General features: G+C 71.1%; 23 protein-coding genes and 1 pseudogene. 8 read left to right on the top strand and 16 right to left on the bottom strand.

From position 1 onward, the window contains the following. The first annotated feature begins 126 nt into the window (after positions 1 to 126). The 3 genes from folB to OG389_RS21520 all read left to right on the top strand — a co-directional run bounded on the left by folB (position 127) and on the right by OG389_RS21520 (position 1,642). On the top strand, positions 127 to 486 hold the full coding sequence (gene folB / locus OG389_RS21530) for a dihydroneopterin aldolase (RefSeq protein ID WP_030010912.1): 360 nt from the start codon (positions 127 to 129) through the stop codon (positions 484 to 486). A gap of 8 nt (positions 487 to 494) precedes the next feature. Then, complete coding sequence (folK, locus tag OG389_RS21525) at positions 495 to 1,091, top strand: 2-amino-4-hydroxy-6-hydroxymethyldihydropteridine diphosphokinase (RefSeq protein ID WP_328303966.1); 597 nt, start codon at positions 495 to 497, stop codon at positions 1,089 to 1,091. Between the two features lie 65 nt (positions 1,092 to 1,156). Further along, positions 1,157 to 1,642 carry a DUF3180 domain-containing protein gene (locus OG389_RS21520; protein ID WP_328300097.1) on the top strand — a complete coding sequence of 162 codons (486 nt, stop codon included), beginning with the start codon at positions 1,157 to 1,159 and terminating at the stop codon, positions 1,640 to 1,642. Positions 1,643 to 1,705: 63 nt separating this feature from the next. Here OG389_RS21520 and folE read toward each other — a convergent pair whose 3' ends face one another. The 6 genes from folE to dacB form a co-directional block, all read right to left on the bottom strand. Beyond that, on the bottom strand, positions 1,706 to 2,314 hold the full coding sequence (gene folE / locus OG389_RS21515; protein ID WP_328300096.1) for a GTP cyclohydrolase I FolE: 609 nt from the start codon (positions 2,312 to 2,314) through the stop codon (positions 1,706 to 1,708). Between the two features lie 96 nt (positions 2,315 to 2,410). Next, positions 2,411 to 4,444 (bottom strand): ATP-dependent zinc metalloprotease FtsH, encoded by a 2,034-nt coding sequence (gene ftsH, locus OG389_RS21510; RefSeq protein ID WP_328300095.1) that lies wholly within the window; start codon positions 4,442 to 4,444, stop codon positions 2,411 to 2,413. Positions 4,445 to 4,660: 216 nt separating this feature from the next. Next, positions 4,661 to 5,221, bottom strand: coding sequence for a hypoxanthine phosphoribosyltransferase (gene hpt, locus OG389_RS21505; protein ID WP_328300094.1), 561 nt, complete (start codon positions 5,219 to 5,221; stop codon positions 4,661 to 4,663). Between the two features lie 66 nt (positions 5,222 to 5,287). Then, positions 5,288 to 6,406, bottom strand: a complete 1,119-nt coding sequence (gene tilS, locus OG389_RS21500) for a tRNA lysidine(34) synthetase TilS (RefSeq protein WP_328300093.1) — start codon at positions 6,404 to 6,406, stop codon at positions 5,288 to 5,290. A 234-nt stretch (positions 6,407 to 6,640) separates the two neighbouring features. Then, complete coding sequence (locus OG389_RS21495; RefSeq protein WP_328300092.1) at positions 6,641 to 7,792, bottom strand: zinc-dependent metalloprotease; 1,152 nt, start codon at positions 7,790 to 7,792, stop codon at positions 6,641 to 6,643. Between the two features lie 38 nt (positions 7,793 to 7,830). Next, entirely contained in the window at positions 7,831 to 9,303 is a 1,473-nt protein-coding gene (gene dacB, locus OG389_RS21490) for a D-alanyl-D-alanine carboxypeptidase/D-alanyl-D-alanine endopeptidase (RefSeq protein WP_443059318.1), read from the bottom strand. A 134-nt stretch (positions 9,304 to 9,437) separates the two neighbouring features. Between dacB and OG389_RS21485 the strand changes: the two genes are divergently transcribed. Continuing rightward, on the top strand, positions 9,438 to 9,932 hold the full coding sequence (locus OG389_RS21485) for an inorganic diphosphatase (protein WP_008742522.1): 495 nt from the start codon (positions 9,438 to 9,440) through the stop codon (positions 9,930 to 9,932). Positions 9,933 to 10,148: 216 nt separating this feature from the next. Continuing rightward, positions 10,149 to 11,804: a threonine/serine ThrE exporter family protein gene (locus tag OG389_RS21480; RefSeq protein WP_328300090.1), complete on the top strand. Its 1,656-nt coding sequence runs from the start codon at positions 10,149 to 10,151 to the stop codon at positions 11,802 to 11,804. Positions 11,805 to 11,933: 129 nt separating this feature from the next. Here the strand turns inward: OG389_RS21480 and OG389_RS21475 are convergent. The 6 genes and pseudogenes from OG389_RS21475 to OG389_RS21450 all read right to left on the bottom strand — a co-directional run. Then, positions 11,934 to 12,602 (bottom strand): annotated as a pseudogene (locus OG389_RS21475) (DedA family protein); the annotation flags it as partial. Between the two features lie 84 nt (positions 12,603 to 12,686). Beyond that, positions 12,687 to 13,445: a MerR family transcriptional regulator gene (locus OG389_RS21470; RefSeq protein WP_328300089.1), complete on the bottom strand. Its 759-nt coding sequence runs from the start codon at positions 13,443 to 13,445 to the stop codon at positions 12,687 to 12,689. 92 nt (positions 13,446 to 13,537) lie between these two features. Next, positions 13,538 to 14,050, bottom strand: coding sequence for a DinB family protein (locus tag OG389_RS21465; RefSeq protein ID WP_328300088.1), 513 nt, complete (start codon positions 14,048 to 14,050; stop codon positions 13,538 to 13,540). A 105-nt stretch (positions 14,051 to 14,155) separates the two neighbouring features. After that, a complete protein-coding gene (mrdA, locus tag OG389_RS21460; RefSeq protein ID WP_328300087.1) occupies positions 14,156 to 16,231 on the bottom strand; it encodes a penicillin-binding protein 2 in 2,076 nt (691 codons plus the stop codon). A 59-nt stretch (positions 16,232 to 16,290) separates the two neighbouring features. Then, positions 16,291 to 17,748 (bottom strand): aldehyde dehydrogenase family protein, encoded by a 1,458-nt coding sequence (locus OG389_RS21455; protein WP_328300086.1) that lies wholly within the window; start codon positions 17,746 to 17,748, stop codon positions 16,291 to 16,293. Positions 17,749 to 17,858: 110 nt separating this feature from the next. After that, positions 17,859 to 18,719 carry a helix-turn-helix domain-containing protein gene (locus OG389_RS21450; protein WP_328300085.1) on the bottom strand — a complete coding sequence of 287 codons (861 nt, stop codon included), beginning with the start codon at positions 18,717 to 18,719 and terminating at the stop codon, positions 17,859 to 17,861. Between the two features lie 332 nt (positions 18,720 to 19,051). Between OG389_RS21450 and OG389_RS21445 the strand changes: the two genes are divergently transcribed. Continuing rightward, a complete protein-coding gene (locus tag OG389_RS21445; protein ID WP_328300084.1) occupies positions 19,052 to 19,540 on the top strand; it encodes an ATP-binding protein in 489 nt (162 codons plus the stop codon). A 131-nt stretch (positions 19,541 to 19,671) separates the two neighbouring features. On the opposite strand, the gene OG389_RS21440 is transcribed toward OG389_RS21445, so the two are convergent. Further along, on the bottom strand, positions 19,672 to 19,908 hold the full coding sequence (locus OG389_RS21440) for a DUF397 domain-containing protein (protein WP_328300083.1): 237 nt from the start codon (positions 19,906 to 19,908) through the stop codon (positions 19,672 to 19,674). A gap of 104 nt (positions 19,909 to 20,012) precedes the next feature. Then, positions 20,013 to 22,082, bottom strand: coding sequence for an FUSC family protein (locus OG389_RS21435; protein WP_328300082.1), 2,070 nt, complete (start codon positions 22,080 to 22,082; stop codon positions 20,013 to 20,015). Between the two features lie 130 nt (positions 22,083 to 22,212). Between OG389_RS21435 and tatA the strand changes: the two genes are divergently transcribed. Further along, positions 22,213 to 22,422: a Sec-independent protein translocase subunit TatA gene (gene tatA, locus OG389_RS21430; protein WP_328300081.1), complete on the top strand. Its 210-nt coding sequence runs from the start codon at positions 22,213 to 22,215 to the stop codon at positions 22,420 to 22,422. Between the two features lie 92 nt (positions 22,423 to 22,514). Here tatA and OG389_RS21425 read toward each other — a convergent pair whose 3' ends face one another. Further along, the gene (locus OG389_RS21425) at positions 22,515 to 23,681 is read right to left on the bottom strand and encodes a DUF2786 domain-containing protein (protein ID WP_328300080.1); all 1,167 of its coding nucleotides are present in this window, start codon (positions 23,679 to 23,681) and stop codon (positions 22,515 to 22,517) included. Between the two features lie 223 nt (positions 23,682 to 23,904). On the opposite strand from OG389_RS21425, the gene OG389_RS21420 reads away from it, so the two are divergent. Then, positions 23,905 to 25,563: a bifunctional 3'-5' exonuclease/DNA polymerase gene (locus tag OG389_RS21420; RefSeq protein ID WP_328300079.1), complete on the top strand. Its 1,659-nt coding sequence runs from the start codon at positions 23,905 to 23,907 to the stop codon at positions 25,561 to 25,563. Between the two features lie 104 nt (positions 25,564 to 25,667). Here the strand turns inward: OG389_RS21420 and OG389_RS21415 are convergent, their stop codons facing one another. Then, a complete protein-coding gene (locus OG389_RS21415) occupies positions 25,668 to 26,927 on the bottom strand; it encodes a hypothetical protein (protein ID WP_328300078.1) in 1,260 nt (419 codons plus the stop codon). Between the last annotated feature and the right edge of the window lie 36 nt (positions 26,928 to 26,963).

The following is a 26,963-nucleotide window of genomic DNA, read 5'->3' as shown; positions in this document are numbered from 1 at the left end:
TCCGTCGGGGTCCGGAGTATTTCGCAGGTAAATTCGAAGCTGGACGACGCCGACCGCACTCGGCTTAGGCCATGGATCCGGGGAGTCCCGGACCGGAAGCACCTACGAAAAGCAGGAGTGATTCGCGTGGATCGTGTCGCGCTGCGCGGCCTCAAGGCTCGCGGGCACCACGGCGTCTTCCCCCGGGAACGCGAGGAAGGCCAGACCTTCATCGTCGACCTGGTGCTCCACCTCGACACCCGTCCCGCCGCGGCCGGCGACGACCTGGCTAAGACCGTGCACTACGGGGTAGTCGCGGAAGAAGTCGTCGACGTGGTCCAGGGAGAGCCGGTCGACCTGATCGAGACGCTCGCCGAGCGGATCGCCCAGCAGTGCCTCAAGCACGAGGCGGTCGCTCAGGTGGAGGTCGTCGTCCACAAACCGGACGCACCCATCACCGTCCCCTTCGACGACGTGACCATCACGATCACCCGGAGCCGCGCGTGAACAACGGAATGAACGCCCAGAGCGACCCCACCGTCCAGCCCGTACCGGCGTCCGTCGTCGAGGCTGTCGACGCGGCGGACGTCACGCTGTCCAACCCGAAGTGGGCCGTCATCGCGCTGGGCGCGAACCTGGGCAACCGGCTGGAGACCCTGCAGGGCGCCATCGACGCCCTCGGCGACACCCCGGGCCTGCGCGTCAAGGCCGTGTCCCCCGTCTACGAGACGGAGCCGTGGGGCGTGGACCCGGGCTCGCAGCCGGCGTACTTCAACGCCGTCATCTCGGTGAAGACCACCCTGCCGCCCAGCTCCCTGCTGGAGCGCGGGCACGCCATCGAGGAGGCCTTCGACCGCGTCCGCGAGGAGCGCTGGGGGCCCCGCACCATCGACGTCGACATCATCTCCTACGCCGACGTGGTCTCCGCCGATCCCGTCCTCACCCTCCCGCACCCGCGCGCCCACCAGCGCGCCTTCGTGCTGGCCCCCTGGAGCGACATCGACCCCGAGGCGCAGATCCCGGGCCACGGGCCCGTCGCCGCGCTGCTGGCCGGAGTCGGCCGGGCCGGGCTCACCCGCCGCCCCGACCTGGAACTGCGCCTCCCGGAGTAGCCCGCCCCCGCCCGGCCGAAGACTTAGGATCACCAGGTACGGACGGAGAGCGGGGAGAGGCGCACGTGAAGCAACTGAGGCCGGCGGTCCTGGCGGGTATTTTCGCGGTCGCCGGAGTGCTGTCCTGGGCCGGCGCCCGGCTGTGGAACTCCTACGGCTCGCTCCCGGGCGTCCCGCTCGCCGCACCCATCGTGCTCGGCGCCATCGCGGTGGTCCTGCTGGCGACCGCCCTGTCCCTGCGCGCCCGCCTGAAGGCGCAGCGCGAGCGGGTACCGGGCGCCAAGGGCGTGGAGCCGCTGATGGCGGCCCGCGCGGTGGTCTTCGGCCAGTCCAGCGCCCTGGTGGCGGCCCTGGTCTCGGGCGCCTACGGCGGCGTGGGCGTCTTCCTGCTCACCAGTGCCCTCGACGTACCGGCCCGCCGCGACCAGACCTGGTACGCCGCCTTCTCGGTGCTGGCGGGCGCGGCGGTCGTCGCGGCGGCCCTCTTCCTGGAGCACGTACTCAAGCTCCCGGACGACGAGGACCCTTCCAAGGCGACCGCCAGCGCCTGAGCGGCCCCGGCCGGCGGCCGGAAGCCACGCTGCGCGTCCGAATCCCCGTCGAACAAGACCCGCTCAGCGCGCCATGATGAGGCTCATGGCCTCGTTGCGCGTCGCCGGATCGCGGAGCTGGCCGCGGACGGCCGAGGTGATGGTCTTGGCGCCGGGCTTGCGGACCCCGCGCATGGTCATGCACATGTGCTCGCACTCGATGACCACGATGACCCCGCGCGGGTCCAGGATGTCCATGACCGACTCGGCGATCTGGGTGGTCAGCCGCTCCTGCACCTGGGGGCGGCGGGCGAAGACGTCCACGAGCCGGGCCAGCTTCGACAGGCCGGTGATCTTGCCGTCGGTGGACGGGATGTAACCGACGTGGGCCACGCCGTGGAACGGCACCAGATGATGCTCACACGTGCTCATGACCTCGATGTCCTTCACCAGGACCATCTCGTCGTGACCGAGGTCGAAGGTCGTCGTCAGGACGTCCTCCGGCTTCTGGTAGAGGCCGGCGAATATCTCCTTGTACGCCCGCGCGACGCGGCCCGGGGTGGCCAGCAGGCCCTCCCGGTCGGGGTCCTCGCCGACCGCGATCAGGAGCTCGCGGACCGCTGCCTCGGCGCGCTTCTCGTCGAACTCGCCGATCGTGCCCTCGCCACCGGTCAGGGTCACTGGGTCGGTCATCTCTTCCTCGTTCCTGTCTGTGCACGCGCGGGCATGTGAAAGTGCCGCGCCCCCCAGGCTAGAACCTGGGGGGCGCGGCATCCATTCCGGGAGGGATCAGCCCTCCGGACGCTCCTCCGGGGAGGGCTCCGGGGCCTTCTCCACCGACACGGCCGGCGAGGTCGTCGCCGACGTGCCGTTCGCCGCGTTCGTCAGCTGGAGCTCCTTGGGAGAGAGCACCGGCGGACGGGTGGACGGCGTGCGGTGCGAGGAGCCGGTCCACGCCGGGCGGGCCGGGCGCTTCACGATCGTCGAGAAGACCTCGGCGATCTGCTCCTTGTTCAGCGTCTCCTTCTCGAGGAGCGCCAGGACCAGGTTGTCGAGGACGTCGCGGTTCTCGACCAGGATCTCCCAGGCCTCGTTGTGCGCGGTCTCGATGAGCTTCTTGACCTCTTCGTCGACCAGCGCGGCAACCTCTTCCGAGTAGTCCCTCGGGTGCGACATCTCGCGCCCCAGGAACGGCTCGGTGTTGTCCCCGCCGAACTTGATCGCGCCGAGACGCTCGGTCATGCCGTACTGCGTGACCATCGCGCGGGCCGTTGCCGTGGCCTTCTCGATGTCGTTCGCGGCGCCCGTGGTCGGGTCGTGGAAGACCAGTTCCTCGGCCGCGCGCCCGCCCAGCATGTACGCCAGCTGGTCGAGCATCTCGTTGCGCGTGGTCGAGTACTTGTCCTCGTCGGGCAGGACCATGGTGTAACCCAGGGCCCGACCGCGGGACAGGATCGTGATCTTGTGGACCGGGTCGGAGTTCGGGGAAGCCGCCGCGACCAGGGCGTGTCCGCCCTCGTGGTACGCGGTGATCTTCTTCTCCCGGTCCGACATGATCCGGGTCCGCTTCTGCGGGCCCGCCACGACACGGTCGATCGCCTCGTCCAGCGCGTGGTTGTCGATCAGCTTCTTGTCCGAGCGGGCCGTGAGCAGCGCGGCCTCGTTCAGGACGTTGGAGAGATCGGCACCCGTGAAGCCGGGCGTGCGACGGGCGACAGCACCCAGGTCGACGTCCGGTGCGACCGGCTTGCCCTTCTGGTGGACCTTGAGGATCTCCAGACGGCCCTGCATGTCCGGACGGTCGACCGCGATCTGGCGGTCGAAGCGGCCGGGGCGCAGGAGGGCCGGGTCGAGGATGTCCGGACGGTTCGTGGCGGCGATCAGGATGACGCCGCCCTTCACGTCGAAGCCGTCCATCTCGACGAGCAGCTGGTTGAGGGTCTGCTCACGCTCGTCGTGACCGCCGCCCAGACCCGCACCGCGGTGCCGGCCGACGGCGTCGATCTCGTCGACGAAGACGATCGCCGGGGCGTTGGCCTTGGCCTGTTCGAACAGGTCACGGACACGCGAGGCACCGACACCGACGAACATCTCGACGAAGTCGGAACCGGAGATCGAGTAGAAGGGGACACCGGCTTCGCCCGCGACGGCACGCGCGAGCAGGGTCTTACCGGTGCCGGGCGGGCCGTAGAGCAGCACGCCCTTGGGGATCTTGGCGCCGACGGCCTGGAACTTCGCCGGCTCCTGCAGGAACTCCTTGATCTCGTGGAGTTCCTCGACGGCCTCGTCCGCGCCCGCGACGTCCGAGAACGTCGTCTTCGGGGTGTCCTTGGTGATGAGCTTGGCCTTGGACTTCCCGAAGTTCATCACTCGGGAGCCGCCGCCCTGCATCTGATTCATCAGGAACAGGAAGACGACGACGATGAGGACGAACGGCAGCAGGGAGAGCAGCACGCTCAGGAAGGGGCTGGTCTTGTCCGGCGAGACGGCGTAACCGTCCGGGATCTGACCGGCTTCGTACTTGGTCTGGAGGTTCTGGGCGAGCTGTACGCCCTGGTCCCCGATGTAGTTGGCCTGGAACTTGGTGCCGTCGTTGTCGCCGAGCTTCTGGTCCTTCTTCAGCTCGATCTTGATCATCTGGCTGTCACCGGTGGTGAGCTTGGCGCTCTCCACCTGGCCACTGTTGATCGCCTTGATGACCTCGCTGGTCTCCACCGACTTGTAGCCGCCGCCGGAGCCGACGACGTTCATCAACACGACCACGGCGAGGACGGCCAGCACGATCCACATGACCGGCCCACGGAAGTATCGCTTCACGTCCATCCATACGGGGCGCTAGGCACCCCGTCCCTCCTGCCCGTAGGTAAATGCTGCTGTGAGTAAAGACTGTTCTTCGGAATGTACCCCTGTATTGTCACCCGCTGCCCCATGGGACGGCTGACAGACCCGCCTTTCCATGCTCCAACGGCGGGAATCGCTCCAGGGTTCCCCTGCCGGACGGTTGATCCGGCTGTCGGTACGTCTGCCGGCCCGGCTGGGTCAGCCGCCGTACACGTGGGGTGCGAGGGTGCCGACGAACGGCAGGTTGCGGTACTTCTCCGCGTAGTCCAGGCCGTAGCCGACGACGAACTCGTTCGGGATGTCGAAGCCGACCCACCTCACGTCGATGGCGACCTTCGCGGCGTCGGGCTTGCGCAGCAGCGTGACGACCTCGAGGGAGGCCGGCTCGCGGGAGCCCAGGTTCGACAGCAGCCAGGACAGGGTCAGGCCCGAGTCGATGATGTCCTCGACGATCAGGACGTGCTTGCCCTTGATGTCGGTGTCCAGGTCCTTGAGGATCCGGACCACGCCCGAGGACTGGGTCCCGGCGCCGTACGAGGACACCGCCATCCAGTCCATGGTGAGCGGGGTGGACACGGCACGCGCCAGGTCCGCCATCACCATCACCGCGCCCTTGAGGACGCCGACGATGAGCAGGTCCTTGCCCGCGTACTCCGCGTCGATCTTCGCGGCCAGCTCGGCCAGCTTCGCGTCGATCTCTTCCTTGGTGATGAGCACCGACTGGAGGTCGCTGCCCATGTCCTTCTCGTCCACCCGCATCACTTTCGTTGTCGGCTGGGGCTCCGGGGGGTGACCCCGGAGGTCTCAGCCGTGTTTCAGCACCAATCAGCCCTGCCGGATGACCAGTCTGCCACCCTGCCGCTGAGCCTCGACCCGGCCGGGCAGGTTGATGGCACCCTGACCCCGCCAACCGGTGATGAGCCGGTCGACTTCCTCGATGTGGCGGGCGAAGAGGGAGCCCGCGGGAGACCCGGCGGCGACGACGGCCCGGCGCAGTACGCGGCGGCGGACCGCGGGGGGCAGCGCGTACAGCTTGGCGCACTCCAGGCGGCCGGCCTCGTCCCGTACGCCGTTCTCCGCCTCGGCGGCCCAGGCGTCCAGGGCATCGGCGTCGTCGCGGGACAGCTGGGCGGTGCGGGCGAGCGCCTCCACGACCCCCTTGCCGAGCGCCTTCTCGAGGGCGGGCAGCCCCTCGTGGCGCAGCCGGGAGCGGGTGTACGCGGGGTCCGTGTTGTGCGGGTCGTCCCACACGGCGAGGGACTGGACCATGCAGGCCTTGCGGGCGGTCTGCCGGTCGACCTGGAGGAACGGGCGGCGGTAGCGGTGGCGGCGGCCGCGGGCGCCGGGGCTTCCCGGTCCCCCGGACACTTCCGCCATGCCGGAGAGCGAGCGGATGCCGGATCCGCGGGCGAGGCCCAGCAGGACGGTTTCGGCTTGGTCGTCGCGGGTGTGGCCGAGCAGCACGGCTACGGCGCCCAGCCGGTCGGCGGCCTCGTCCAGGGCCGCGTAGCGGGCGTCGCGGGCGGCGGCTTCGGGGCCGCCTTCACGCCCGACGCGCACGGCGACGGCCTCCACCGGGTCCAGGCAGAGCGCGGTCATGCGGGCGACGACCTCGGCGGCGCGCAGGTCGGAGCCGTGCTGGAGACCGTGGTCGACGGTGATGCCGCCGGCCCGGATTCCGAGTTTGGGGGCCTCGAAGGCGAGGGCGGAGGCGAGCGCCATGGAGTCGGCGCCGCCGGAGCAGGCGACGAGGACGAGCGGCGCGGTGTCGGGGAGGGGATCGTGGGGGGCGGGACCGGCCAGGTTTCCGACGGTGCGGCTCGGGCGGCCGACCCGGGGCGTCGCCGGAGGGGGAACGGGACGGTCGGTGAGGTCGGTGAGGACGTCGTGGAGTGCGCGGCGGACCGCCAGGCGTATCGCCGCGACCGCAGGATGGGGACCCATGTCCGGTGCCCTTCGGTGGAGTTCGGATGCCTCGGAGGCGCTGAGGAGGCGTTGGGGGAGGGTGGTGCGCTGGGGTGCTGCCCGGCTTCCCCGCGAACGGGGGTTGTCACTCAGAGTGCGATGATGGTGACAGAACCGAGCCGTTCCTCGAGCATCGCACGCCCTTCCACGCCCCACGGTCCCTCGGACGGGTGACGCTGTTTCCCCCAGAGGGACATCTTCACGCCTCTCGTGTCACACCTCCTCGCTGGTCTCGCTCTGTTCGCTCCCCTTGCGGTGGACACGGGCCACCCAGTCCGCGGGCCTGGCGATCTCGGCCTTGGTCGGCAGTGTGTTCGGGGAGGTCCAGACCCGGTTGAAGCCGTCCATGCCGACCTGGCCGACGACGGCGCGCACGAACCGCTCGCCGTCGCGGTACTGGCGCAGCTTCGCGTCGAGGCCGAGCAGTTTGCGCAGGACGGCGTCGAGCCGGCCCGCGCCGCTGGCCCTGCGCTGCTGGAACTTCTCCCGGATCTCGGCGACCGAGGGCACGACCTCGGGTCCGACCCCGTCCATGACGAAGTCGGCGTGGCCCTCCAGCAGGGACATGACGGCCGTGAGCCGGGCCAGTACCTCGCGCTGTTCGGGGGTCTGGACGAGCTCGACCAGCGAGCGGCCCTCCTCGCCGTCCTCCGCGTCGGGGCGGGCGCCGGCGAAGGACTGCACGGCCTCGCGCAGCCGCTCCAGGACGGTCGCCGGGTCCACTTCGGTGGCGCCGAGGAACGTCTGGATTTCGCCCTCCAGATGTTCGCGGAGCCACGGGACGGCCGTGAACTGGGTACGGTGCGTCTCCTCGTGCAGGCAGACCCACAGCCGGAAGTCGTGCGGGTCCACTTCCAGCTCCCGCTCCACGTGCACGATGTTCGGCGCGACGAGGAGCAGCCGGCCGCCGCCGGCCGAGCCGGGCAGGTCGAGCGTGGAGGGCGCGAAGGTCTCGTACTGGCCGAGCACCCGGGAGGCCAGGAAGCTGAGCAGCATGCCCAGCTCGACGCCGGTGACCTTGCCGCCGACCGCGCCGAGCAGGGTGCCGCCGGGGGTGCCGGTGCGGCGCTCCTGCATCTTGTCGAGGAGTGGTGCCAGGAGTTCGCGGAAGCCGGCCACGTTGGCCTTGACCCAGCCGGCCCGGTCCACGACGAGTACGGGCGTGTCGGGCGGGACCGAGCCCTCCGGCATCATCCTGGTGAACTCGCGCACGTGCCGTTCCGAGGTCTTGGCGTGCCTGCGCAGTTCCGCGACGACGGCCCGGGCCTCGTCCCGGCCGACTTCCGGACCGGGCCGCACGAGCCTGGTCGCGGTCGCCACCGCGAGGTTCCAGTCGACCATCTCCGCACCACCGAAGCTCGTCATGCGTCAACCGTACGTGGACTCCCGCGCGCGCGGGATCCCTAGGGAGCAGTGGCCACGGCTGCCGCGAGCTTGTCGAGGGCCTTCTCCGCGGCGCCCGGGTCGGCCGCGTTCGCGGTCAGGAACGCGAAGGCGAGGAGTCGGCCGGAGGGGTCCACGACGGTGCCGGCGAGGGAGTTCACACCGGTCAGGGTGCCCGTCTTGGCCCGGAGCAGGCCGGCCGCCGGGGAGGCGCCCGAATTGCGGGTGCGCAGGGTGCCGGTGAATCCGGCGACGGGCAGTCCGGTGAGAACGGGGCGCAGCTGCGGGCGCTGCGGATCGGCGGCCTTGGCGAGGAGGGCGGTGAGCAGGCCTGCGCTGACCTTGTCGGCGCGGTTCAGGCCGCTGCCGTCGGCGAAGCGGGAGCCGGTGGTGTCGACCCCGAGCGAGGCGAGCCGGGCGACGAGGGACCGCTCCACGCCGTCGAAGCTCGCGGGCGCTCCGGAGGCGAGGGCCGTCTGGCGGGCCAGCGCCTCGGCGATGTCGTTGTCGCTGTTGGTCAGCATTCGCTCGACGAGTCCGGACAGCGGGGGCGAGAGGGTGGCGGCGAGCGGGACGGCTCCGGCGGCGGCCCTGGCACCGGCGGGTTCGCCGGTGACCTTGATGCCCCGTTCCCTGAGCAGGGCGGCGAAGGCACGGGCGGTGGCCCTGGAGGGGTCGTCGGTCCGTGCGACGGGGCCGGAGAAGGAGTCGTCGGGGCGGCCTTCGTCGGCGGTGAGGGCCGTGACCGGGGCGATGTTGTCGTTGACGCCGATCGGGTGGCGGGCGGGGCCGGTGTAGAGAGAGTCGTCGTAGCCGAGGGCGACCGTGTCGGTGCCGGCCGCCTTGAGGGCCTGGGCGGTGTCGGCGGCCAGTGCGACGAGGCTGCCGCCGGCGCCGGCGGGGGCCTTCTTCCGGGCGGTGAGCGAGGGGTCTCCGCCGCCGACCAGGATGATCCGGCCGGGGCCGGCGCCGGGGGTCACGGTGGTCCGGATCCGGTGGTCGGGGCCGAGGGCGGTGAGGGCGGCCGCCGCGGTGGCGATCTTGACGGTGGAGGCCGGGGTCATGGGTTCCCGGGCCCCGGACTCGTACAGCACCTGTCCGGTGGCGGTGTCGGTCACCGAGACGCCGCGGACGCTGCCGAGCGCGGAATCGGCGAGCAGCGGCCGCAGGGCGGCGGCGAGGGATGTGGAATCCACCGCTCCGGCCTGGTTGCCGGATCCGGCTCCGGCGGGCCGTACTCCGGGGAGCACTCCGGGGGCGCTGGGGGCGGCCTGCGGCACCCCGCCGACGCCCCCCTCACCGTGATCTGCGCCACCCGTACGGCCCCAGGAGGCGGCCTTGTCCCGCTCGGCCTTACGCTGGCCGGAGTCCCAGGGACCCGCGGCGGCCACCGTCGCGGCCGACAGGGCGAGGCCGGCGACGGCCGACACCGCGCTGAGCTGCCACGTCTTGACCAATGGCACCTCGGACCAGCCCCTTTCGCGATCACACATATGCGTGAGGGACACTTAACCATTGCGTCTTGCCGCGAGCATGGCACCCCACCCGGCATGGCTGGGGCGTCCGCGCAGGCAGGTGAACCAAACGCAGCCCCGAAGCAATGAAGCTGATCATGGAGGAGCAGGACGTGGAGTTCGACGTCACCATCGAGATCCCCAAGGGTTCGCGGAACAAGTACGAGGTGGACCACGAGACCGGCCGGATCCGCCTGGACCGTCGCCTGTTCACGTCCACCAGCTACCCAGCGGACTACGGCTTCGTCGAGAACACCCTCGGCGAGGACGGCGACCCGCTGGACGCGCTGGTCATCCTGGACGAGCCGACGTTCCCGGGCTGCCTGATCAAGTGCCGCGCGATCGGCATGTTCCGCATGACGGACGAGGCGGGCGGCGACGACAAGCTGCTGTGCGTGCCGGCGTCCGACCCGCGTGTGGAGCACCTGCGCGACATCCACCACGTGTCCGAGTTCGACCGCCTGGAGATCCAGCACTTCTTCGAGGTCTACAAGGACCTGGAGCCGGGCAAGTCGGTCGAGGGCGCGAACTGGGTCGGCCGCACCGAGGCCGAGGCCGAGATCGAGGCCTCCTACAAGCGCCTGGAGGCGCAGGGCGGCCACCACTGAGCTCCGCTCGGTTGACGGGTCGGCGGGAGTCCCGTCGGCCCCTGTGACACCGCGGGCGGCATCCCTTCGGGGGTGCCGCCCGTTGTCGTGCCCCGGGTGCGGGTCCGTGGCCGGGGCACCGCCCCCGGACCCCCGCGCCCCGAACGCCGGCGGGGCTGAAGATGGGTGGAACCAGTCCGCATACTGATACGGGCCGGGCCAGGGACTGGAGGACGCGTGGCGGAGGGCGAAGCATCCGGGACCGAGGACCGGAAGCCGAAGTCGGACGAGGCGCACAGTGCGTTCTCCGTGCCGGACGGGGTCGGGGTGGACCCCGAGGTGACCGAGGAGGACCAGCCGACCTCGGAGTTCGCCGTCCCCGACGGGCTCGCCTCGGTGGCCGTGGAATCCGAGGGCTCCGCCTTCGCCACCCCGCACACCTACAGCGCCGCGCACTCTCCGCCGGCCTACACCGGCACCGCCGGCTTCCCCGTCACCCGGATGAAGGAGTCCCCCTGGCAGGACCGCATGCGTACGGTGCTGCGCATGCCGGTCGACATCCGGCCGGTGCCGGAACCCGCGCAGCGGCTGGCCGCGGAGACCGGGCCCGCCGTGGGGCGCGTGCTCGACCTGACGCTGCGCATCGGCGAGCTGCTGCTCTCGGGCGGCGAGGGCGCCGAGGACGTGGAGGCCGCGATGTTCGCGGTGGCCCGCAGCTACGGTCTGGACCGCTGCGAGCCGACCGTCACCTTCACCCTGCTGTCGATCACCCACCAGCCCTCCCTGGTGGACGACCCCGTGTCGGCGAACCGCACCGTCCGCCGCCGCGGCACCGACTACACCCGGCTCTCGGCCGTGTTCCGCCTCGTCAACGACATCACCGCGCACGAGGTCGAGATCTCGCTGGAGGACGCGTACCGCCGGCTCGCCGAGATCCGCCGCAACCGGCACCCGTACCCCGGCTGGATGCTCACCGCCGCCGCCGGACTGCTCGCCGGCGCGGCCTCCACGCTGGTCGGCGGTGGGGTGCTGGTGTTCTTCGCAGCCGCACTCGGGGCGGTGCTCGGCGACCGGCTGGCCTGGCTGTGCGCCGGGCGCGGGCTGCCGGAGTTCTACCAGTTCGTGGTCGCGGCGATGCCCCCGGCCGCGATGGGCGTGGCGCTGAAGCTCACCGAGTTCGACGTGCGCTCCTCCGCCGTGATCACCGGCGGGCTCTTCGCCCTACTGCCGGGACGGGCGCTGGTCGCGGCCGTGCAGGACGGCCTGACCGGCTACTACATCACCGCGTCCGCCCGGCTGCTGGAGGTCATGTACCTCTTCATCGGCATCATCATGGGTGTCCTGGTGGTGCTCTACGTCGGCCTCCAGTTCGGCTCCAACCCGCGACCGGAGGACATCCTCCAGATCGACCAGCGACCGCTGCTGCAGATCGCCGCCTCGATGGTGCTGGTGTTCACGTTCGCGATCCTGCTTCAGCAGGAACGTTCCACCGTGTGGTTCGTGACCCTGAACGGCGGGATCGCCTGGGTGATCTACGGAGCCCTGCACTACGCCGCCAAGATGCCGCCGGTACCGTCCACCGCGATCGCGGCCGGGCTGGTCGGACTCTTCGGCCAGCTCCTCGCCCGGCACCGGTTCTCCTCGGCCCTGCCCTTCGTCACGGCCGCCATCGGCCCACTGCTGCCGGGCTCGGCCACGTACTACGGGCTCCTGCTGATCGCCGAGAACCGGCTGAACGAGGGCCTGGGCTCGCTGACGAACGCCGCGGCCATCGCGCTCGCCATCGCGATCGGAGTCAACCTCGGCTCGGAGATGTCCCGCCTGTTCATGCGGATCCCGGGCGCGGCCAGCGCGGCCAAGCGCGGCGCGGCGAAGCGCACCCGCGGGTTCTAGGGCCTGCCTGCCCCGCCCCCGGACACGGCGATGCCCCGCGGACCGGGGATCCGGTCACGCGGGGCATCGGGGTCGTACGTACGGGGCCCGGCCGGCTCAGCGCTTCGCGTGGCGGCCGCTGCGCTGGCCCGGGGCCTGCGGGTCGTCCCCGGTGGCGGGCTGCGCACCCGCCTCCCGGGCCGCCTTCTTGTGCTTGCGGGACTTCAGCACCTCGAAGATCACCGGAATCACGGAGACCAGGACGATGCCGATGAAGATCGGCTCGACGTTGTTCTTGATGACCTCGAACTGGCCGAGCTTGTAGCCCAGGACCGTGACGCCCGCGCCCCACAGGACGCCGCCGATGACGTTGAACATCAGGAAGGTGCGGTACTTCATCGCGGTGGCGCCCGCGACCATCGGCGCGAAGGTGCGGATGATCGGCACGAAACGCGCGAGCACGATGGCCTTGGGGCCGTGCTTCTCCATGAAGTCGTGCGCCGCGTCGAGGTTCTCGCGCTTGAAGAGCCGGGAGTTCGGCCGGCTGAAGATCTTCGGCCCGAACACCTTGCCGATCATGTATCCGACCTGGTCACCGAGGATCGCGGCGGCCACGATCAGGGCGCACACCACCCACAGCGGCTGGCTGATGGTGCCGCTCGCGACGAACAGCCCCGCCGTGAAGAGCAGGGAGTCTCCGGGCAGGAACGCGAAGAGACCCGATTCCGCGAAGACGATGACCAGGATGCCGATCAGGCCGAAATGCCCGATCAGATACTCCGGGGAGATCCACTCAGGGCCGAGCGCAAGCGTGTTCACGAGTTCCGGGCTCTCCTGGATCGGGGGGGTGTCCGTCCAATTATGAACGCACACCGCCCCCGGCTGGTTCCGGAGCCCCGGTCCTCACACCTTGCGCACCGCGTTGGCCATGATCGAATCCCGCAAGTGCCCGGCGAGGCCCGGGTGCATGGAGTCGTAGAACTCCCTGAACCGCTCGTCGGCCACGTACATCTCGCCCAGACCCGTGTGGATCTCGTACGAGCAGTCGTAGAACCACGTGCAGATGTGCAGGCGGTGTTCCTCCGCCAGGTCCATCGCCCGCTCGCCCCCGGCGGGCTCACCGGCCTCCATGAGCGCCCGGTACCGGGTGCCCCAGTCGGCGACCTGGTCCTGCATCCGCTGCCAGTCGCCCTTCGTGTAGCCGGCGGCCCTGCGCTGCGACTCGGCATGGGTCTCGGTGCCGCCCCAGCGGCGCTCCGCCTCCTCGGCGTACCGCTCGGGGTCCTTGTCCCCGAACACCTCGAACTTCTCCTCGGGCGTGAGGTTGATGCCCATCTTCTTCGCCTCCATGGCGTGCTCAACGGCCGCGGCCATCTGCTGGAGCCGGGCGATCCGGTCGGACAGGAGGGCGTGCTGCCGGCGCAGGTGCTCCCTCGGGTCCGATTCCGGGTCGTCCAGCAGGACCATGACCTCGTCGAGCGGGAATCCGAGCTCCCGGTAGAACAGGACCCGCTGCAGCCGGTCGAGATCGGCGTCCTCGTACCGCCGGTGTCCCGCGTGGCTGCGACCGCCCGGGGAGAGCAGCCCGATCTCGTCGTAGTGGTGCAGCGTGCGCACCGTGACTCCGGCGAAACCGGCGACCTGGCCCACGGAGTAGCTCATCGTTCCCGCTCCTCTGGTTGGGTACGCCCTCCACTGTGGTCCCTCACGTGGCGTGAGGTGCAAGCCGTACGCCCGCGGAGGCGCGGGGCGGGCTATCCCATGGCGCGGGTGCCGTCGATGGACTCGCGGATGATGTCCGCGTGGCCCGCGTGGCGGGCGAACTCCTCCACCAGGTGCAGGAGCATCCAGCGCATCGAGACCTTGGCGTCCGCCGGGAACCACGGGGCCGGCGGCAGCGGGAAACTGTCGTCGAGGCTGGGGACCGCGGCGACGAAGGCCTCCGTCTGCCCCCTGACCCCGTCCCAGAAGGCCAGGACCGACTCCACGGACTCGCCCTCGACCAGGCGGAACGCATCGCTCCAGGACTGCTCCGAGTCCTCGTCCCCGCCGGGCGCGCCCCCTGCCATCCGCAGCCAGTTCAGCTCGCACTGCGCCGCGTGCTTGAGCAGCCCGGACAGGGAGAGCTCACTGGCGCTGGGCCGGCTCGCGGCCTGCTCCTCGGTCAGCCCCTGCGCCGCCTCGCGCAGCGCGCTCCGCTGGGCCTCGACGAAGGAGAGGAGCGTGCCGCGCTCGTCACCGGGAACCTCTGTAGAAATCTGAGCCATGCCGACCGCCTGCTTTCCGTGGGTCCTTCTCCTGCTGACAGGAACCACGTTACGTAGGCTTGCGGTCAGCTTCTGTCCTCAAGGCGGCGCGTCAGCCACGCGTCTCTACTGGCCCTCCTGGCGGGCCGGCGGGAGCCCGGTCTGCGGCTTGGGGAGCAGCGCCTTGGCGAGGTCCTGGTTGCCCTTCTCGTCCAGGCCGTACATCGCCTCGTAGATCTTGCGGACGGCCGGTCCCGAGGCTCCGGAGCCGGTGCCGCCCTGGGAGATCGTCATCACGATCGCGTAGTCCGCGGTGTAGGAGGCGAACCACGAGGTGGTCTGCTTGCCCTGGACCTCCGCCGTACCGGTCTTCGCGTGCATCGGGATCTGCTTCTGCGGCCAGCCGCCGAAGCGCCAGGCCGCGCTGCCGGTGGTGGCCACGTCGGCCAGGGCGCCGTCGATGTTGTCGCGGAGCTTGGCGTCCATCGGGAGCCTGCCCTGCTCCTTCGGAGCGATCTCCTTCACCGAGCTGCCGTCGGCGCTGACCACGGCCTTGCCGATGCTGGGCTGGTGGAGCGTGCCGCCGTTGGCGATGGCGGCGTAGACCGAGGCCATCTGGATCGGGGTGACGAGGGTGTCGCCCTGGCCGATGGAGTAGTTGATCGCATCGCCCTCGCGCAGCTGGTTGCCCTGGCGGCAGTTCTCGTAGGCGATCTTCTCGGCGTAGGAGCCGTCCTTCTTGCCGTCGCGGCACCAGGCGGCCTTGTTCGCCTCGAAGAAGTCCTTCTTCCACTGGCGGTCGGGGACCCGGCCGGGGACCTCGCTGGGCAGGTCGATGCCGGTGGGCTTGCCGAGGCCGAACTCGTGCGCGGTCTTGAAGAACCAGTCACCGGGCTGGGCCTTGGGCTTGATGCCGCCGTCCTTCTTCCACTCCTTGTCCGCGATGGCGTAGTAGACGGTGTCGCAGGAGACCTCCAGGGCCTTGCCGATGGTGATGTCGCCGTAGCCCTGGGACTCGAAGTTGGTGAAGACCTGGCTGCCCACCGAGTACGAGCTCGGGCATCCGTAGCGGTTGTTGAAGGGGTAGCCGGCGTTGACCGCCGCGGTCGAAGAGACCACCTTGAAGATCGAGCCGGGGGCCGCCTGCCCCTGGATGGCGCGGTTCAGCAGCGGGTAGTTCGACTGCTTGTCGGTGAGGGAGGCGTAGTCCTTCGAGGAAATGCCGCCGACCCAGGCGTTCGGGTCGTAGGTCGGGTTGGACGCCATCGCGACGACCCGGCCGGTCTTGGCCTCCATGACCACGACGGCGCCCGAGTCGGCCTCGTAGTTGCGGTGCGTGTTCTTGTCGTACCCCTTGCGGGCTTCGATCATCGCGTTGTTCAGCTCGCGCTCGGCCACCGCCTGCACCCGCGAATCGATCGAGGTCACGATGTTCGCGCCGGGCTCCGCCTTGTCGCTGACGCCCTCACCGATGACCCGGCCGAGGTTGTCCACCTCGTAGCGGGTGATGCCCGCCTTGCCGCGCAGTTCCTTGTCGTAGGTGCGCTCCAGTCCGCTGCGGCCCACCTGGTCGGAGCGCAGGTACGGCGAGTCGGAATCCTTCGCCTTGGTGATCTCCGCGTCGGTCACCGGGGAGAGGTAGCCGAGCACCTGGGAGGTGTTGGCGCCGTCGGGGCCGGCGTAGCGGCGCAGGGCGGTGGGCTCGGCGGTGATGCCGGGGAACTGCTCGGCGTGCTCCCGTATCTCCAGGACCTGGTCGGTCGTCGCCTCGTCCGTGATGGGGATCGGCTGGTACGGGGAGCCGTTCCAGCAGGGCTTGGGGGTCTTGGCGTCGCACAGCCGGACCCCGTTGACCACGTCCTCGGGCTTGAGGCCCAGCACCCCGGCGAGGTGGGTCAGCACACCGTGGCCGCGGTCCTTCATCTTGGAGAGTTCGGTGCGGCTGGCGGAGACCACCATGCGGGTCTCGTTGTCGGCGAGCGGGACCCCGCGGGAGTCGAGGATCGAGCCGCGCACGGCGGGCTGGACGACCTGCTGGGTGTTGTTGTTCTTCGCCTCGTCCGTGTACTCCTGGCCGTTGCGTATCTGGAGGTACCAGAGGCGCCCGCCGAGGGTCAGCAGCAGCGAGAACACCACGATCTGGATCATGATGAGCCGGTTCTGGACCCGGGGTGTGCGCCCGGTCTCCGGTATGTTGCTCAACTCGGCTCTCCCCCGGACGGTCCTCGCCTGACCCGCCCGAGTCTAGATCGCCCCGGCCCCTAGAACGGGAACTGGGTCCGGCCGTGCTGGACCGAGATCCATTTCTGGGTGGTGAAGGCCTCCACGGTGGCCTCGCCGTTCAGCCGGCCCATGCCGGAGGCCTTCTCCCCGCCGAACGCGGCCAGCGGCTCGTCGCCGATGGTGGAGTCGTTGACGTGGATCATCCCGGTCTCGATGCGCCGCGCGAAGCGGACCCCGCGCTCCACGTCGCGCGTGTGGACGGCGCCGCTGAGGCCGTAGGGGGTCTCGTTGGTGAGGCGGACCGCCTCGTCCTCGCCGTCGAAGACCACGAGCAGCGCCACGGGGCCGAAGATCTCCTGGCAGAGCAGCGGGGAGTCCTCGGGGATCCCGGCGAGCACGGTGGGCTCGACCAGGTTGCCGCGCGTAGAGCCCCGTACGAGCGCCTGCGCGCCGGAGGCGACGGCGCGGTCCACGAGGGCCGTCAGGGCGTCGGCCTGGAAGGAGTTGATCAGGGGGCCGATGTGGGTGTCGGCGTCGTGCGGGTCGCCGGTCTTCAGGGCGCGCACGCGGGCGGTGAACTTCTCGGTGAACTCCTCGGCGACCGAGGCGTCGACCAGGATGCGGTTGGCGGCCATGCAGACCTGGCCCTGGTAGACGAAGCGGCTGAAGACGGCCGCGTCCACCGCGTAGTCGAGGTCGGCGTCGTCGAGGACGACGAGGGCGCTGTTGCCGCTCAGCTCCAGGACGGTCCGCTTGAAGTGGCGGGCGGCGACGGCGCCGACGTGCCGGCCGACCCGGTCGGAACCGGCGAAGGAGATCACCTTGGGGACGGGGTGGGTCAGGAGCGCGTCGCCTATTTCGGCGATGTCGGTGACCAGCACGTTGAGCAGGCCGGCCGGGAGCCCGGCGTCCTCGAAGATCTTGGCGATGACCCCGCCGCCGACGACGGGAGCGTTCTGGTTCGGCTTGATCACGACGGCGTTGCCCAGCGCCAGGGCCGGGGCCACGGACTTGAGGGTGACCAGGAAGGGGAAGTTGAAGGGGCTGATCACGGCGACGACCCCGACGGGGAGGCGCTGGACCCGGTTCTCCTTGCCCTCGACCGGCGAGGGCAGGATGCGGCCCTCGGGTCGGACGGCCAGCTGCATGGCCTCGCGGATGAACTCCTTGGCGAGGTGGACCTCGTACTCGGCCTTGGGACGGGTCCCGCCGAGCTCGTCGATCATCGCCTCGACGATCTCCTTCTCGCGCACCTCGGTGATCCGCAGGGCGCGTTCCAGGACGGCTCGTCTGGTGTACGGGCTGGTGGCGGCCCATTCCTTCTGGGCCCGCTCGGCGGCACGGTAGGCCCGGTCCACCTGCTCGACGGTGGCCACGGTGATGGCCGCGAGCTTCTCCCCGTTGTACGGGTTGACGTCGATGATGTCCCACGAACCGGTACCGGCCAGCCATTCGCCGTCGATGTACTGGTGAGCCAGGTCGTCGAATATGGACATGCCATCCCTTACTGCGAGCGCGCGTCCTTGCGCTGCACCGGAGACCCATGGGTCGTCGCCATGCCGATCGTGCTGGTCATGCACTGATCAGCCGTCATAGTACGTGTGAATCAAGACAGTTGGAGAAGTCCACGCAACAGGTCCCGGGTCCGGTCGGGGTCCGGGCAGTCGTTCTGGAGCCGCAGCATCGCCCGCTCGTACTGCCCCACTTCCTCGTCCTTGTCCAGGTAGAGGGCGCTGGTGAGCTGTTCCAGATAGACGACGTCCTGGAGGTCGGACTCGGGGAAGCGCAGCAGGGTGAAGGCACCGCTCTCACCGGCGTGGCCGCCGAAGGAGAACGGCATGACCTGGAGGTGCACGTTCGGCCGCTGGGAGATCTCGATGAGGTGCTCCAGTTGGCCGCGCATCACGTCGCGGTCGCCGTACGGCCGGCGCAGCGCGGCCTCGTCGAGGACGGCGTGGAAGACGGGCGCGTTCTCGGAGACCAGCACCTTCTGGCGCTCCAGGCGCAGCGCGACGCGGCGGTCGATCTCGGCCCGGCCGGCGCCGGGCATGCCTCGGCTGACCACCGCCTGGGCGTACGCCTCGGTCTGCAACAGGCCGTGCACGAACTGCACTTCGTAGATGCGGATGAGGGAGGCGGCGCCTTCCAGGCCGACGTACGTCTGGAACCAGCCGGGCAGGACATCGCCGTAGCTGTGCCACCAGCCGGCCACGTTGGCCTCGCGGACCAGCCCCAGGAGGGACTCCCGCTCCGCGCCGTCCGTGACTCCGTAGAGCGTGAGGAGGTCCTCGACGTCTCTGGCCTTGAAGCTCACCCTTCCCAACTCCAAGCGGCTGATCTTCGATTCGGATGCGCGGATCGAGTAGCCGGCCGCCTCACGGGTGATGCCGCGGGATTCTCGGAGTCGCCTGAGCTGTGAGCCCAGGAGAATGCGGCGCACCACAGAACCACTGGCTTCTGCGGTCACTGGTCCTGCCCCTCCCCACTAGTGGATGGCTGCGTCTTGAACGACTGCGTCGCAGGGGCCCCCGTGCCCCTCAAGGCCCGCAGTCTGCCACCAAAACGCTTCGCTCCGTACTCGTTCTGTAACGGAATTGGCCCCACCGTAAAAGAAGTCCGTAAGTATGCGTAGGAAGAAATGAGCAAGAACCGTCACGGGAGCGGACAGGTCCGGCGCGTGCACGTGCATCTGCCCTTGCATCCGGCTTCCGCATTCGGAACCATGGTCCCGCGCACCTGCGTGCCCCGCAGTTCTTTCGAATCCCGGGAGTGCCTCGCATGGGGACGAATGGATCGACCATGCTCGAGCCGTTACGGCAGGGGCTTCCCCCGGTCGATCCCACGGCTGTCTCCGGGTCCGCGTCCTGCGCCCTGCCCGCCCGCTTCGACGCGGTGCGCGGAGCACGCACCTTCACGCGTTCCACCCTCTCCCAGTGGGGCCTCGACGACCGTTTCGACGACGTGGCGCTGGTCGTCTCCGAACTCGTCACCAACGCGCTGCGCCACGCCCTCCCGGACGACTCCCGCCCGGCCCCGGGCGATTCGGAGCAGCCGGTCCGGCTGCACCTGATGCGGTGGAGCACCCGGCTGGTGTGCGCGGTGCGCGATCCCAGCGAGGACCGGCCCGGCGGGAACTTCGCACCGGAGGCGACGGAGCAGAACTGCGACCTGGAATCGGGGCGAGGGCTCTTCCTCGTCGACTCCTACAGCGACAGCTGGGGCTGGCATCCGCTCGCGGGCCGGCTGACCGGCAAGGTCGTCTGGGCGCTGTTCACGCTCCAGGACTGAACCGTCGGACCGGCGCCGGACCACCGCCGGACGAATCGCCACAGACACGGCAACCGGCCGGGACCGATCATTGCGATCAGTCCCGGCCAGTGCACGTGCATGGCTTGATCCTTTGCGCGGATCCCTGATGTTCAGCTGATCAGGTGATCGAACTCGCCGTCCTTGACACCCAGCAGCAGCGCTTCTATCTCGGCCGGCGTGTACACGAGAGCCGGTCCGTCCGGAAACCGCGAATTGCGCATGGCAACCTCGCCTCCCGGCAGTTTCGCGAACTCCACACAGGAACCTTGCGAGTTGCTGTGTCTGCTCTTCTGCCAGGTCACCCCGTCAAGCTCTGCAGCTGCCATCCCGTTGTACGCGTGGTCCACAGGAAGCCCCCGATAGTGCAGATGTCAACTGCACCGGATCATAGCTGTGTTCATGAACGCCTGCATGGGCAGATGCACGTGCACGAACGGAGGCCCCGGTGCCGCTAGGGGCTGGGGTCCGTGGCGGGTGGGGTGCGCAGAGCCTCGGAGACCTCCTCCAGGGATTCCAGCAGCTGCCCCGCCGCCCCGCGCAGAACCCCCTCTTCCGGGGCCTCCCAGTCGGCCAGTACCGCCCGGACCGCGTCCCATTCGGGCACCTTGCGCTCCCGGACCGCCTTCGCTCCGGCCTCCGTCGCCGAGCGCAGCACCCGGGCCAACTCGGCCGCGCCCGGGGCCGGAGCCTGCGCCCGGTCCGGGAAGTGCGCCTCCAGCAGCATCGCGTGCCGGCCCATCGCGGCCAGCGCCCGGCCCGCGTCGTCTGCGGCCGCCCCGGAGATCCCCCGGTGGCGCACCGGCTCCCCGGCCGCCCGGTCCACCGCCTCCTGCCAGGCGACCCGGGCGTCGCGGACGGCCAGCAACGCCTCCCGCACGTCCGCGCGCCGGGCCCCGGCGGGATCGGCGTACTGCCCGAGCACGACCGCCGCGTACCGCCCGTCGGCGACCAGCCAGTCGGCCAGCCGGGTCCGCAGCCGCGGGGTCTCCCAGGCCGGGTAGACGGCGTAGGCGACCATCGCGAGGACTCCGCCGACCAGGGTGAGGGCGACGCGGTCGGGCACGGTCTGGTCCCAGCGGGCTCCGCCCATGCCGAGCAGGAAGACGACATAGGCGGAGACGCAGACCATCGAGACGGCGTATCCGGTGCGCATCAGCGTGTACATCAGGCCCGCGCTGATGACGGCGAGCAGCCCGGACAGGTACATCCCCGGATGCGCGAGCTGGACGACGGCGGTAGCCAAGGCCACCCCGACCAGGGTGCCGCCGAAGCGGGCGACCGCGCGGGTGTAGGTCTGCGTGAAATCGGGCCGCATGACCATGACGGAGGCCATCGGGGCCCAGTAGGCGTGGCCGAACGGCAGCGCGTGGCCGATGCCGTAGCCGGCGCAGGCGACGGCGGTGACCCGCAGCGCGTGCCGCAGGATCGGCGATCCGGGGCGCAGCTCGGCCCGTACGGCGGCCAGCACCATCGGCGCGAGCGCCGGCAGGGTGGGCCGCAGCATCGACTCCCCCGGATCGGCGGTGCGTCCGGAGCCCGGCTCGGCGGTGTCGAGTACGTCGTCCAGCAGGGCGGCGAGCCGCCGCGCGGCCCGCAGCGGGGCGCCCTGGAACAGGTCGGCGGTGTCGGGGGCCTTCAGCACCGCGAGGGCCGGCGCGGGCAGCCGTACCGCCTCCCCGTGCCGGATCGCGGACGCGGCGGCGTCCAGGACCGACCCGGCCGCGGCGAGCAGTTCCCGCACCCGGTCCCGCGCCGGGCCCTCGGCCGGTGCCCCGACCGCCGGGTCGGCCAGCGAGGCCAGCACCGGCCGGACCCGCTCCGCGAGCCCCCGCGCCCCGTGCAGCTCGGCGGGGCGGCGGCGGGCCTGGCGGACCGTCACGGTCGCGGCGTCCCGCGCCCTCATCAGCGGTTGCGGGTCGAAGGACGCGGCCGGGTCGTGGCGCAGGCGGCGCGCGTAGTCGGCCTCGGCGGCGAGCGCGTCGGCCAGCGCGTCGCGCTGGGCGCCCCAGCGGCGGACGGGGAAGAGGACGATCAGCGCTGCCTGGACCACACCGCCGGCGGCGATCAGCGCGGCGTGCCCGGCGGCCTGCGGCACGGAGGTGGGCAGCGTGACGGTGACGAGCATGATCGCGACGTTGCCGGAGGCAATCATGCCGGCGGTGGGGCCGGCCGCCCACATCAGGCCCGCCAGGAAGCACCAGACGGCGAGCAGCAGCATGAAGGCCAGGGCGTGCGAGGAGCCGACGAGATAGCCGACGAAGGTGGAGACGGCCAGGGTCAGCCCGGCCGCGAGCGCCAGGACGGGGCGCGGCCGCCAGCTCTTCTGGAAGGTGGCGACGGCCGCCATGTACGCGCCGAAGGCGGAGCTGGCGGCGGCGCCCGGCCCGAGGAGGGCCAGGCTCACCCCGATGACGATCGCGAGCCCCACGGCGGCCCGGAGGGCGACGAGTGGCTGGAGACGGGTCCGCTCGACCCGCAGACCGGATCGCGCGGTGTCCTTCAGCGCCCGGACCCAGCTCATGGCACCGAGGGTAGCCCGGCTTCAGGTGTTCTTCAGATATGACGTGATCCATGGCGTTGTGCCCGGACAAACCCCATCATCAGCCAGTCGGCACCCGGCCGACCCCGTCCGGAAGGTGGAGGACCGACCCATGCTCAGGAACGGCCTGGAACCCTGGCACGTCGCCATCGTCGTGCTCGTCTGTCTGATGCTGTTCGGCTCGAAGAAGCTGCCCGAAATGGCCCGTGGCCTGGGCCGATCGGCCCGCATCCTGAAGTCGGAAGCCCGCGCCCTGCGCGAGGACGCCCCGGCTCCCGCCTCGCCTGACGCCCCGGCTCCCGCACCTGCCGAGCGGCCCTGAAGCGGGCGGAGCCCAACCCATCCCGTCCGGCATCCGAGTACCGGCCCCGGGGCACCGGCCAGCAGGACGCGGCACGCGCCAGGGAGGCGCGACTACCCCTGGAGGGACGGGCGGCTGCCCTCCGCCATGTGCGCCCGGTCGGCCGCCGCCGTCCCGTCCTCCCAGCCCGCGAGGTCGGTGGCCCCGCGCAGCCGGGTCGTCGTGGTCCGGGGGAACATCTCCTCGGCCCGCGAGGTGACGGCCACGTCCCGGGCCACCAGCGCGGGCAGGTTGTCGGGGGCCTCGGCCACCGTGTGCTCGGCGGTCTCCGCCAGCCGCTGGCCGAGCCGGCTCGCGTAGGCCAGCAGGAAGGACTGCCGGAAGGTCTTGGTGCGCTTGCGACCACCCGCCCGCTGACCGGCCTCGGCCCGGGTCATGGCAGCGGTGCCCTGCACGAGCAGCGAGGTGTACAGCAGCTCCACCGCCTCCAGGTCGCTCTCGAAGCCGACGACGGTGGAGAACTCGTAGGCGCTGTTCCACACGGACCGGCAGCGGTTCGCCCCCGCCACGGCGTCGAGCAGCACCGCCTTGGCCTCCTCGTACGGGGCCTCGACGCCGATCCGGCAGGCGCCGGGTATCTGCCTGACGCCGCTCTTCACCGCGAGCAGGGCCTCGTCCACGGTGTGCCGCGCCATGAGCTCCTGCGCCTTGGCGCTGAGCGCCTCCGCCTCCTCCGGGAACGTGGTCGCCTCGGCCTTGGCGAGGAGCGCCCGGATCCGGCCCAGCATGCGGGGCTCGATGTGCGCGTGTTCGAGTACGTCGGTCGCGTCCCCCGGCAACGGCCCGACCGGCTCGATGGACGGCAGCCGGATCAGCAGCCGGAACACCTCCAGCACGGCGGTCGCCAGGCTGAAGCGGTCGGTCCGCTCCCGCTGCGCGAGCTGCTCGCCGTACCGCGTGTCGTCCGCCCACCACACCTCGGCGTCGCTCCACCGTTCGGGGAGCCGGGCGTAGCGCCGCGCCTCGGCGGCGACCAGGTCCCCGGTGATCCGTACGTGCGCCGGCTCCAGGTCCCGGCGCACGAGGCGCAGTACGTCGTCCGGCCGCCAGCCCCGCTCCCAGGCCTGGCGTACGTACTCCTCCCCGCGCGCGAGCAAGGCCTGGCCGACCCCGGCCCACCGCTCCCCCTCGGCGACCAGCACCGACGCCCCGGCGTCCAGCCCGGCGTCGTCCTGGTTGTACAGCGCGGCCTCGCAGGCCCGGTCGACGATGTCTCTCACACCGTCCAGCTTGGCATGGGTCGGCGCAGCCAAATCCAGCCCGTCCGGCGCTCGAGGACCGGGGTCTGGGGCGGAGCCCCCTGGGGCCCCCGGACGGAGTCCGGGGGAGGGCAAGGGGACAGCCCCCGCAGGGCCCGGGGGAGGGCAAGGGGACAGCCCCGCAGAGCCCGGCCCCGCGCGGCACGCACCGGCACTGTCAGCCCCCGGTGGGACACTCGCACCCATGAGCGAGCACACCTCCCGGTGGGCCCTCGCCGAGGACGGCGACGGCCGGTGGCAGGCCATGTCACTGGACGGCCCCACGGGCGGAGCCCGTATCACCACCACCGACCCCGCCGAGGCGATCCGCGCGGCCCCGCCAGGGACCCGCTGGGTCTGGCGGTCCACCCCCGCCGTCTACCCCCGGTTGCTGGCCGCCGGGGCCCGCGTCGAGCGCTGCTACGACATCGAGGACGCCGAGCTCCTGCTCCTCGCCCACGAGGGCCGTCTCGGCGAACCCCGTTCGGCCGCCGCCGCCTGGGCCCGCCTCACGAACGCCCCCGTACCGCCCGACCCCCCGCAGCGTGCGGCGGAGCCCGGCAGCCAGCACTCCCTCTTCGACCCCCAGCCCGCCCCCGTCCCGCTCGACGCCCTCGTCGCAGTCCACGCCGACCAGGCGAAACGGCTCGACGCCACCGCCCACCCCGACCGGATGCGACTGCTCGTGGCCTCCGAGTCGGCGGCCTTCCTCGTAGCCGCGGAGATGAACCGCGCGGGGCTCCCCTGGCGGGCCGACGTGCACCGGGCGCTGCTGACGGAGCTGCTCGGCGAGCGGTACGCGGGCCGCGGGCAGCCCCGCCGGCTCGCCGAGCTCGCCGATGCCGTCTCCGCCGCCTTCGGCCGCCGCGTACGGCCCGAGCTGCCCGCCGATGTGGTCAAGGCCTTCGCGGAGGCCGGGATCAAGCTCAAGTCCACCCGCCGCTGGGAGATCCAGGACGTGGACCACCCCGCCGTGGAACCCCTCCTGGAGTTCAAGAAGCTGTACCGGATCTACACCGCCCACGGCTGGTCCTGGCTCGCGGACTGGGTCCACGACGGCCGATTCCGCCCCGAGTTCATCCCCGGCGGCACCTACACCGGCCGCTGGGTCACCAACGGCGGCGGAGCCCTGCAGATCCCCAAGGTGATCCGCCGGGCCGTCGTCGCCGACCCCGGCTGGCGGCTCGTCGTCGCCGACGCCGACCAGATGGAGCCGCGGGTGCTCGCCGCCATCTCCCGCGACCCCGCCTTCATGGAGGTGGCCGGCCGCCCGGAGGACCTGTACACCTCCATCTCCCGCCAGGGCTTCCCCGGGGACCGGGACATGGCGAAGATCGCCGTGCTCGGCGCGGTGTACGGACAGACCTCCGGGGACGGCCTGAAGAACCTGGCCGCGCTGCGCCGCCGCTTCCCCCGGGCCGTGGCCTACGTGGACGACGCCGCGAAGGCGGGCGAGGAGGGCCGGCTCGTACGGACCTGGCTGGGCCGGACCTGTCCACCGCCGGCCGTCGCCGAGGACGCCGAGGAGGCCCCCGACGGCTGGGTGCCGAGCTACGCCTCGACCGACGCGCGGGCGCGCGGCCGCTTCACCCGCAACTTCGTGGTGCAGGGCAGCGCCGCGGACTGGGCGCTGCTGCTGCTCGCGGCCCTGCGCCGGTCGATCGCGGAGGCCGGGATGCGGGCCGAGCTCGTCTTCTTCCAGCACGACGAGGTGATCGTCCACTGCCCGCAGGAGGAGGCGCGGGCAGTGACCGAAGCGATCCGAGCGGCGGGGGACCTGGCGGGCCGCATCACCTTCGGCGAGACACCGGTCCGCTTCCCGTTCACCACCGCGGTGGTCGAGTGCTACGCGGACGCGAAGTAGCGGACGCGAAGTAGCGGACGCGAAGTAGCGGACGCGAGACAACGAACGCGAGGCGACTGACGCGACCTAACGGGTGCGAGGCACGGACCGGGGCCCGGGAGCCGCTACTGCCCGTACCCGGACCACTTCGGGCTCGTCGCGATCTCCCGCAGCCGCTGCATCGTCAGCACCGGCTCCTTGCGGGTCGCCGCCGTCGACTGGCTCTTGGCGTTGAACGCCGAGACGATCACCCGCGTCCCGTTCGGCCGCAGTGCCTCCACGCTCCACCAGACCACACCGGCCCCGCCCTTCTCCCCGAGCTGCTGCCGGGACAGGACCTTCGTTCCGTCCGGCAGCGTCTCCGCGCCCGTGAACAGGTCCTTCCAGACCCCCGGGTGGTCCTTGTTGTCCGGCTGGATCTGCAGGCTGACCATCGAGCGGCCCTTGCCGTCGTCGAGCACCAGGTAGCCCAGGTCGGTCCCGTCCTCGTACTCGTCCACGACCGGGATGTCGTATCCGCTCACCAGCTTGCCCAGGATCTCCACCGCCTTCGGCCCCGACCGTGCCGGCTCGAGGGCCGGCGACTGCGCGGCGGCCGGCAGGTCGTTGAGGGCCGGCAGCCACAGCGGGGACGCCACGAGCGCCTTCAGCTGCGCGGGCGTCAGCGGCGGCGCGGGCCGGGTGACGGGCGAGTCCTTCTCGGTCGCCGCGTTCCACTCCTGCGCGTCGAGGAGGAACCCCTGCGGGGTCACCAGCGTGGCCCGCCAGGACTTCGTGTCCACCCGGCGGTCGGGATATTCGTAACCCTGGAACAGCAGGAGCCGCGAACCGTCCGCGAGCTTCTCGGAGCTGCAGCCGTCGTACTTCATGGTCGCCTTGGAGGGGCACTTCACCATGTCGTCGGCCATCGCGCCCTTCGGGTCCACCCGGCTGAGGCCGAGGCCGATGGCCGCCTTGCCCTTGCCGTCGTCGAAGACCCCGCTCACCATCGGGCCGCTCCCGTCCGCCGTGCCCCGCGCAGTGGCGTCGGTGAGGTTCCCCGCGGGCAGTAGCTGCTTGAGCACCCCGATCAGCTGCTCGGCGGAGACGGCCCCGGTGCCGGTGCGCGCCTTCAGCGGGGCATCCGTCGGCTTGGGGGGTTCCGGTGCGGACGCCACATTGGGCTGACCGGCGCCGCCGCCCGAGCCGAACAGCCCGCCCGTGTAGGCGCCGGCCGTGCCGATCACCGCCAGGGCGATCGCCGATCCGCCGACCACGGCGGCCCTGCGGCGGGCCACCAGCCGTCGGCCGCGCCGTTCCCCGGCGTCGACGAGGTCACGGCCGTCGGCCGTGAAGGTGTCTCCGGTACGACGGAGGGCTTCACCGAGCTCATCTTCAAAGGGCATGCGGAATCGGACCTTCCGTCCAGAGGGGTCGTGGAA

Origin of the sequence: Streptomyces sp. NBC_00435, from assembly GCF_036014235.1 — a bacterium.
Lineage (GTDB): Bacteria > Actinomycetota > Actinomycetes > Streptomycetales > Streptomycetaceae > Streptomyces.
Note: the sequence above shows the minus strand (reverse complement) of the source record. Positions and strands in the feature narration are given on the sequence as shown.

What these genes read in the sequence shown, in the direction of transcription:
- folK (WP_328303966.1), top strand. Translation starts at nt 495, where the DNA reads ATGAACGCCCAGAGCGACCCCACCGTCCAGCCCGTACCGGCGTCCGTC.
- folE (WP_328300096.1), bottom strand. Translation starts at nt 2,314, where the DNA reads ATGACCGACCCAGTGACCCTGACCGGTGGCGAGGGCACGATCGGCGAG.
- ftsH (WP_328300095.1), bottom strand. Translation starts at nt 4,444, where the DNA reads ATGGACGTGAAGCGATACTTCCGTGGGCCGGTCATGTGGATCGTGCTG.
- hpt (WP_328300094.1), bottom strand. Translation starts at nt 5,221, where the DNA reads ATGCGGGTGGACGAGAAGGACATGGGCAGCGACCTCCAGTCGGTGCTC.
- tilS (WP_328300093.1), bottom strand. Translation starts at nt 6,406, where the DNA reads ATGGGTCCCCATCCTGCGGTCGCGGCGATACGCCTGGCGGTCCGCCGC.
- OG389_RS21495 (WP_328300092.1), bottom strand. Translation starts at nt 7,792, where the DNA reads ATGACGAGCTTCGGTGGTGCGGAGATGGTCGACTGGAACCTCGCGGTG.
- dacB (WP_443059318.1), bottom strand. Translation starts at nt 9,303, where the DNA reads ATGTGTGATCGCGAAAGGGGCTGGTCCGAGGTGCCATTGGTCAAGACG.
- OG389_RS21470 (WP_328300089.1), bottom strand. Translation starts at nt 13,445, where the DNA reads ATGAGCTACTCCGTGGGCCAGGTCGCCGGTTTCGCCGGAGTCACGGTG.
- OG389_RS21465 (WP_328300088.1), bottom strand. Translation starts at nt 14,050, where the DNA reads ATGGCTCAGATTTCTACAGAGGTTCCCGGTGACGAGCGCGGCACGCTC.
- OG389_RS21455 (WP_328300086.1), bottom strand. Translation starts at nt 17,748, where the DNA reads ATGTCCATATTCGACGACCTGGCTCACCAGTACATCGACGGCGAATGG.
- OG389_RS21445 (WP_328300084.1), top strand. Translation starts at nt 19,052, where the DNA reads ATGCTCGAGCCGTTACGGCAGGGGCTTCCCCCGGTCGATCCCACGGCT.
- OG389_RS21435 (WP_328300082.1), bottom strand. Translation starts at nt 22,082, where the DNA reads ATGAGCTGGGTCCGGGCGCTGAAGGACACCGCGCGATCCGGTCTGCGG.
- tatA (WP_328300081.1), top strand. Translation starts at nt 22,213, where the DNA reads ATGCTCAGGAACGGCCTGGAACCCTGGCACGTCGCCATCGTCGTGCTC.
- OG389_RS21420 (WP_328300079.1), top strand. Translation starts at nt 23,905, where the DNA reads ATGAGCGAGCACACCTCCCGGTGGGCCCTCGCCGAGGACGGCGACGGC.
- OG389_RS21415 (WP_328300078.1), bottom strand. Translation starts at nt 26,927, where the DNA reads ATGCCCTTTGAAGATGAGCTCGGTGAAGCCCTCCGTCGTACCGGAGAC.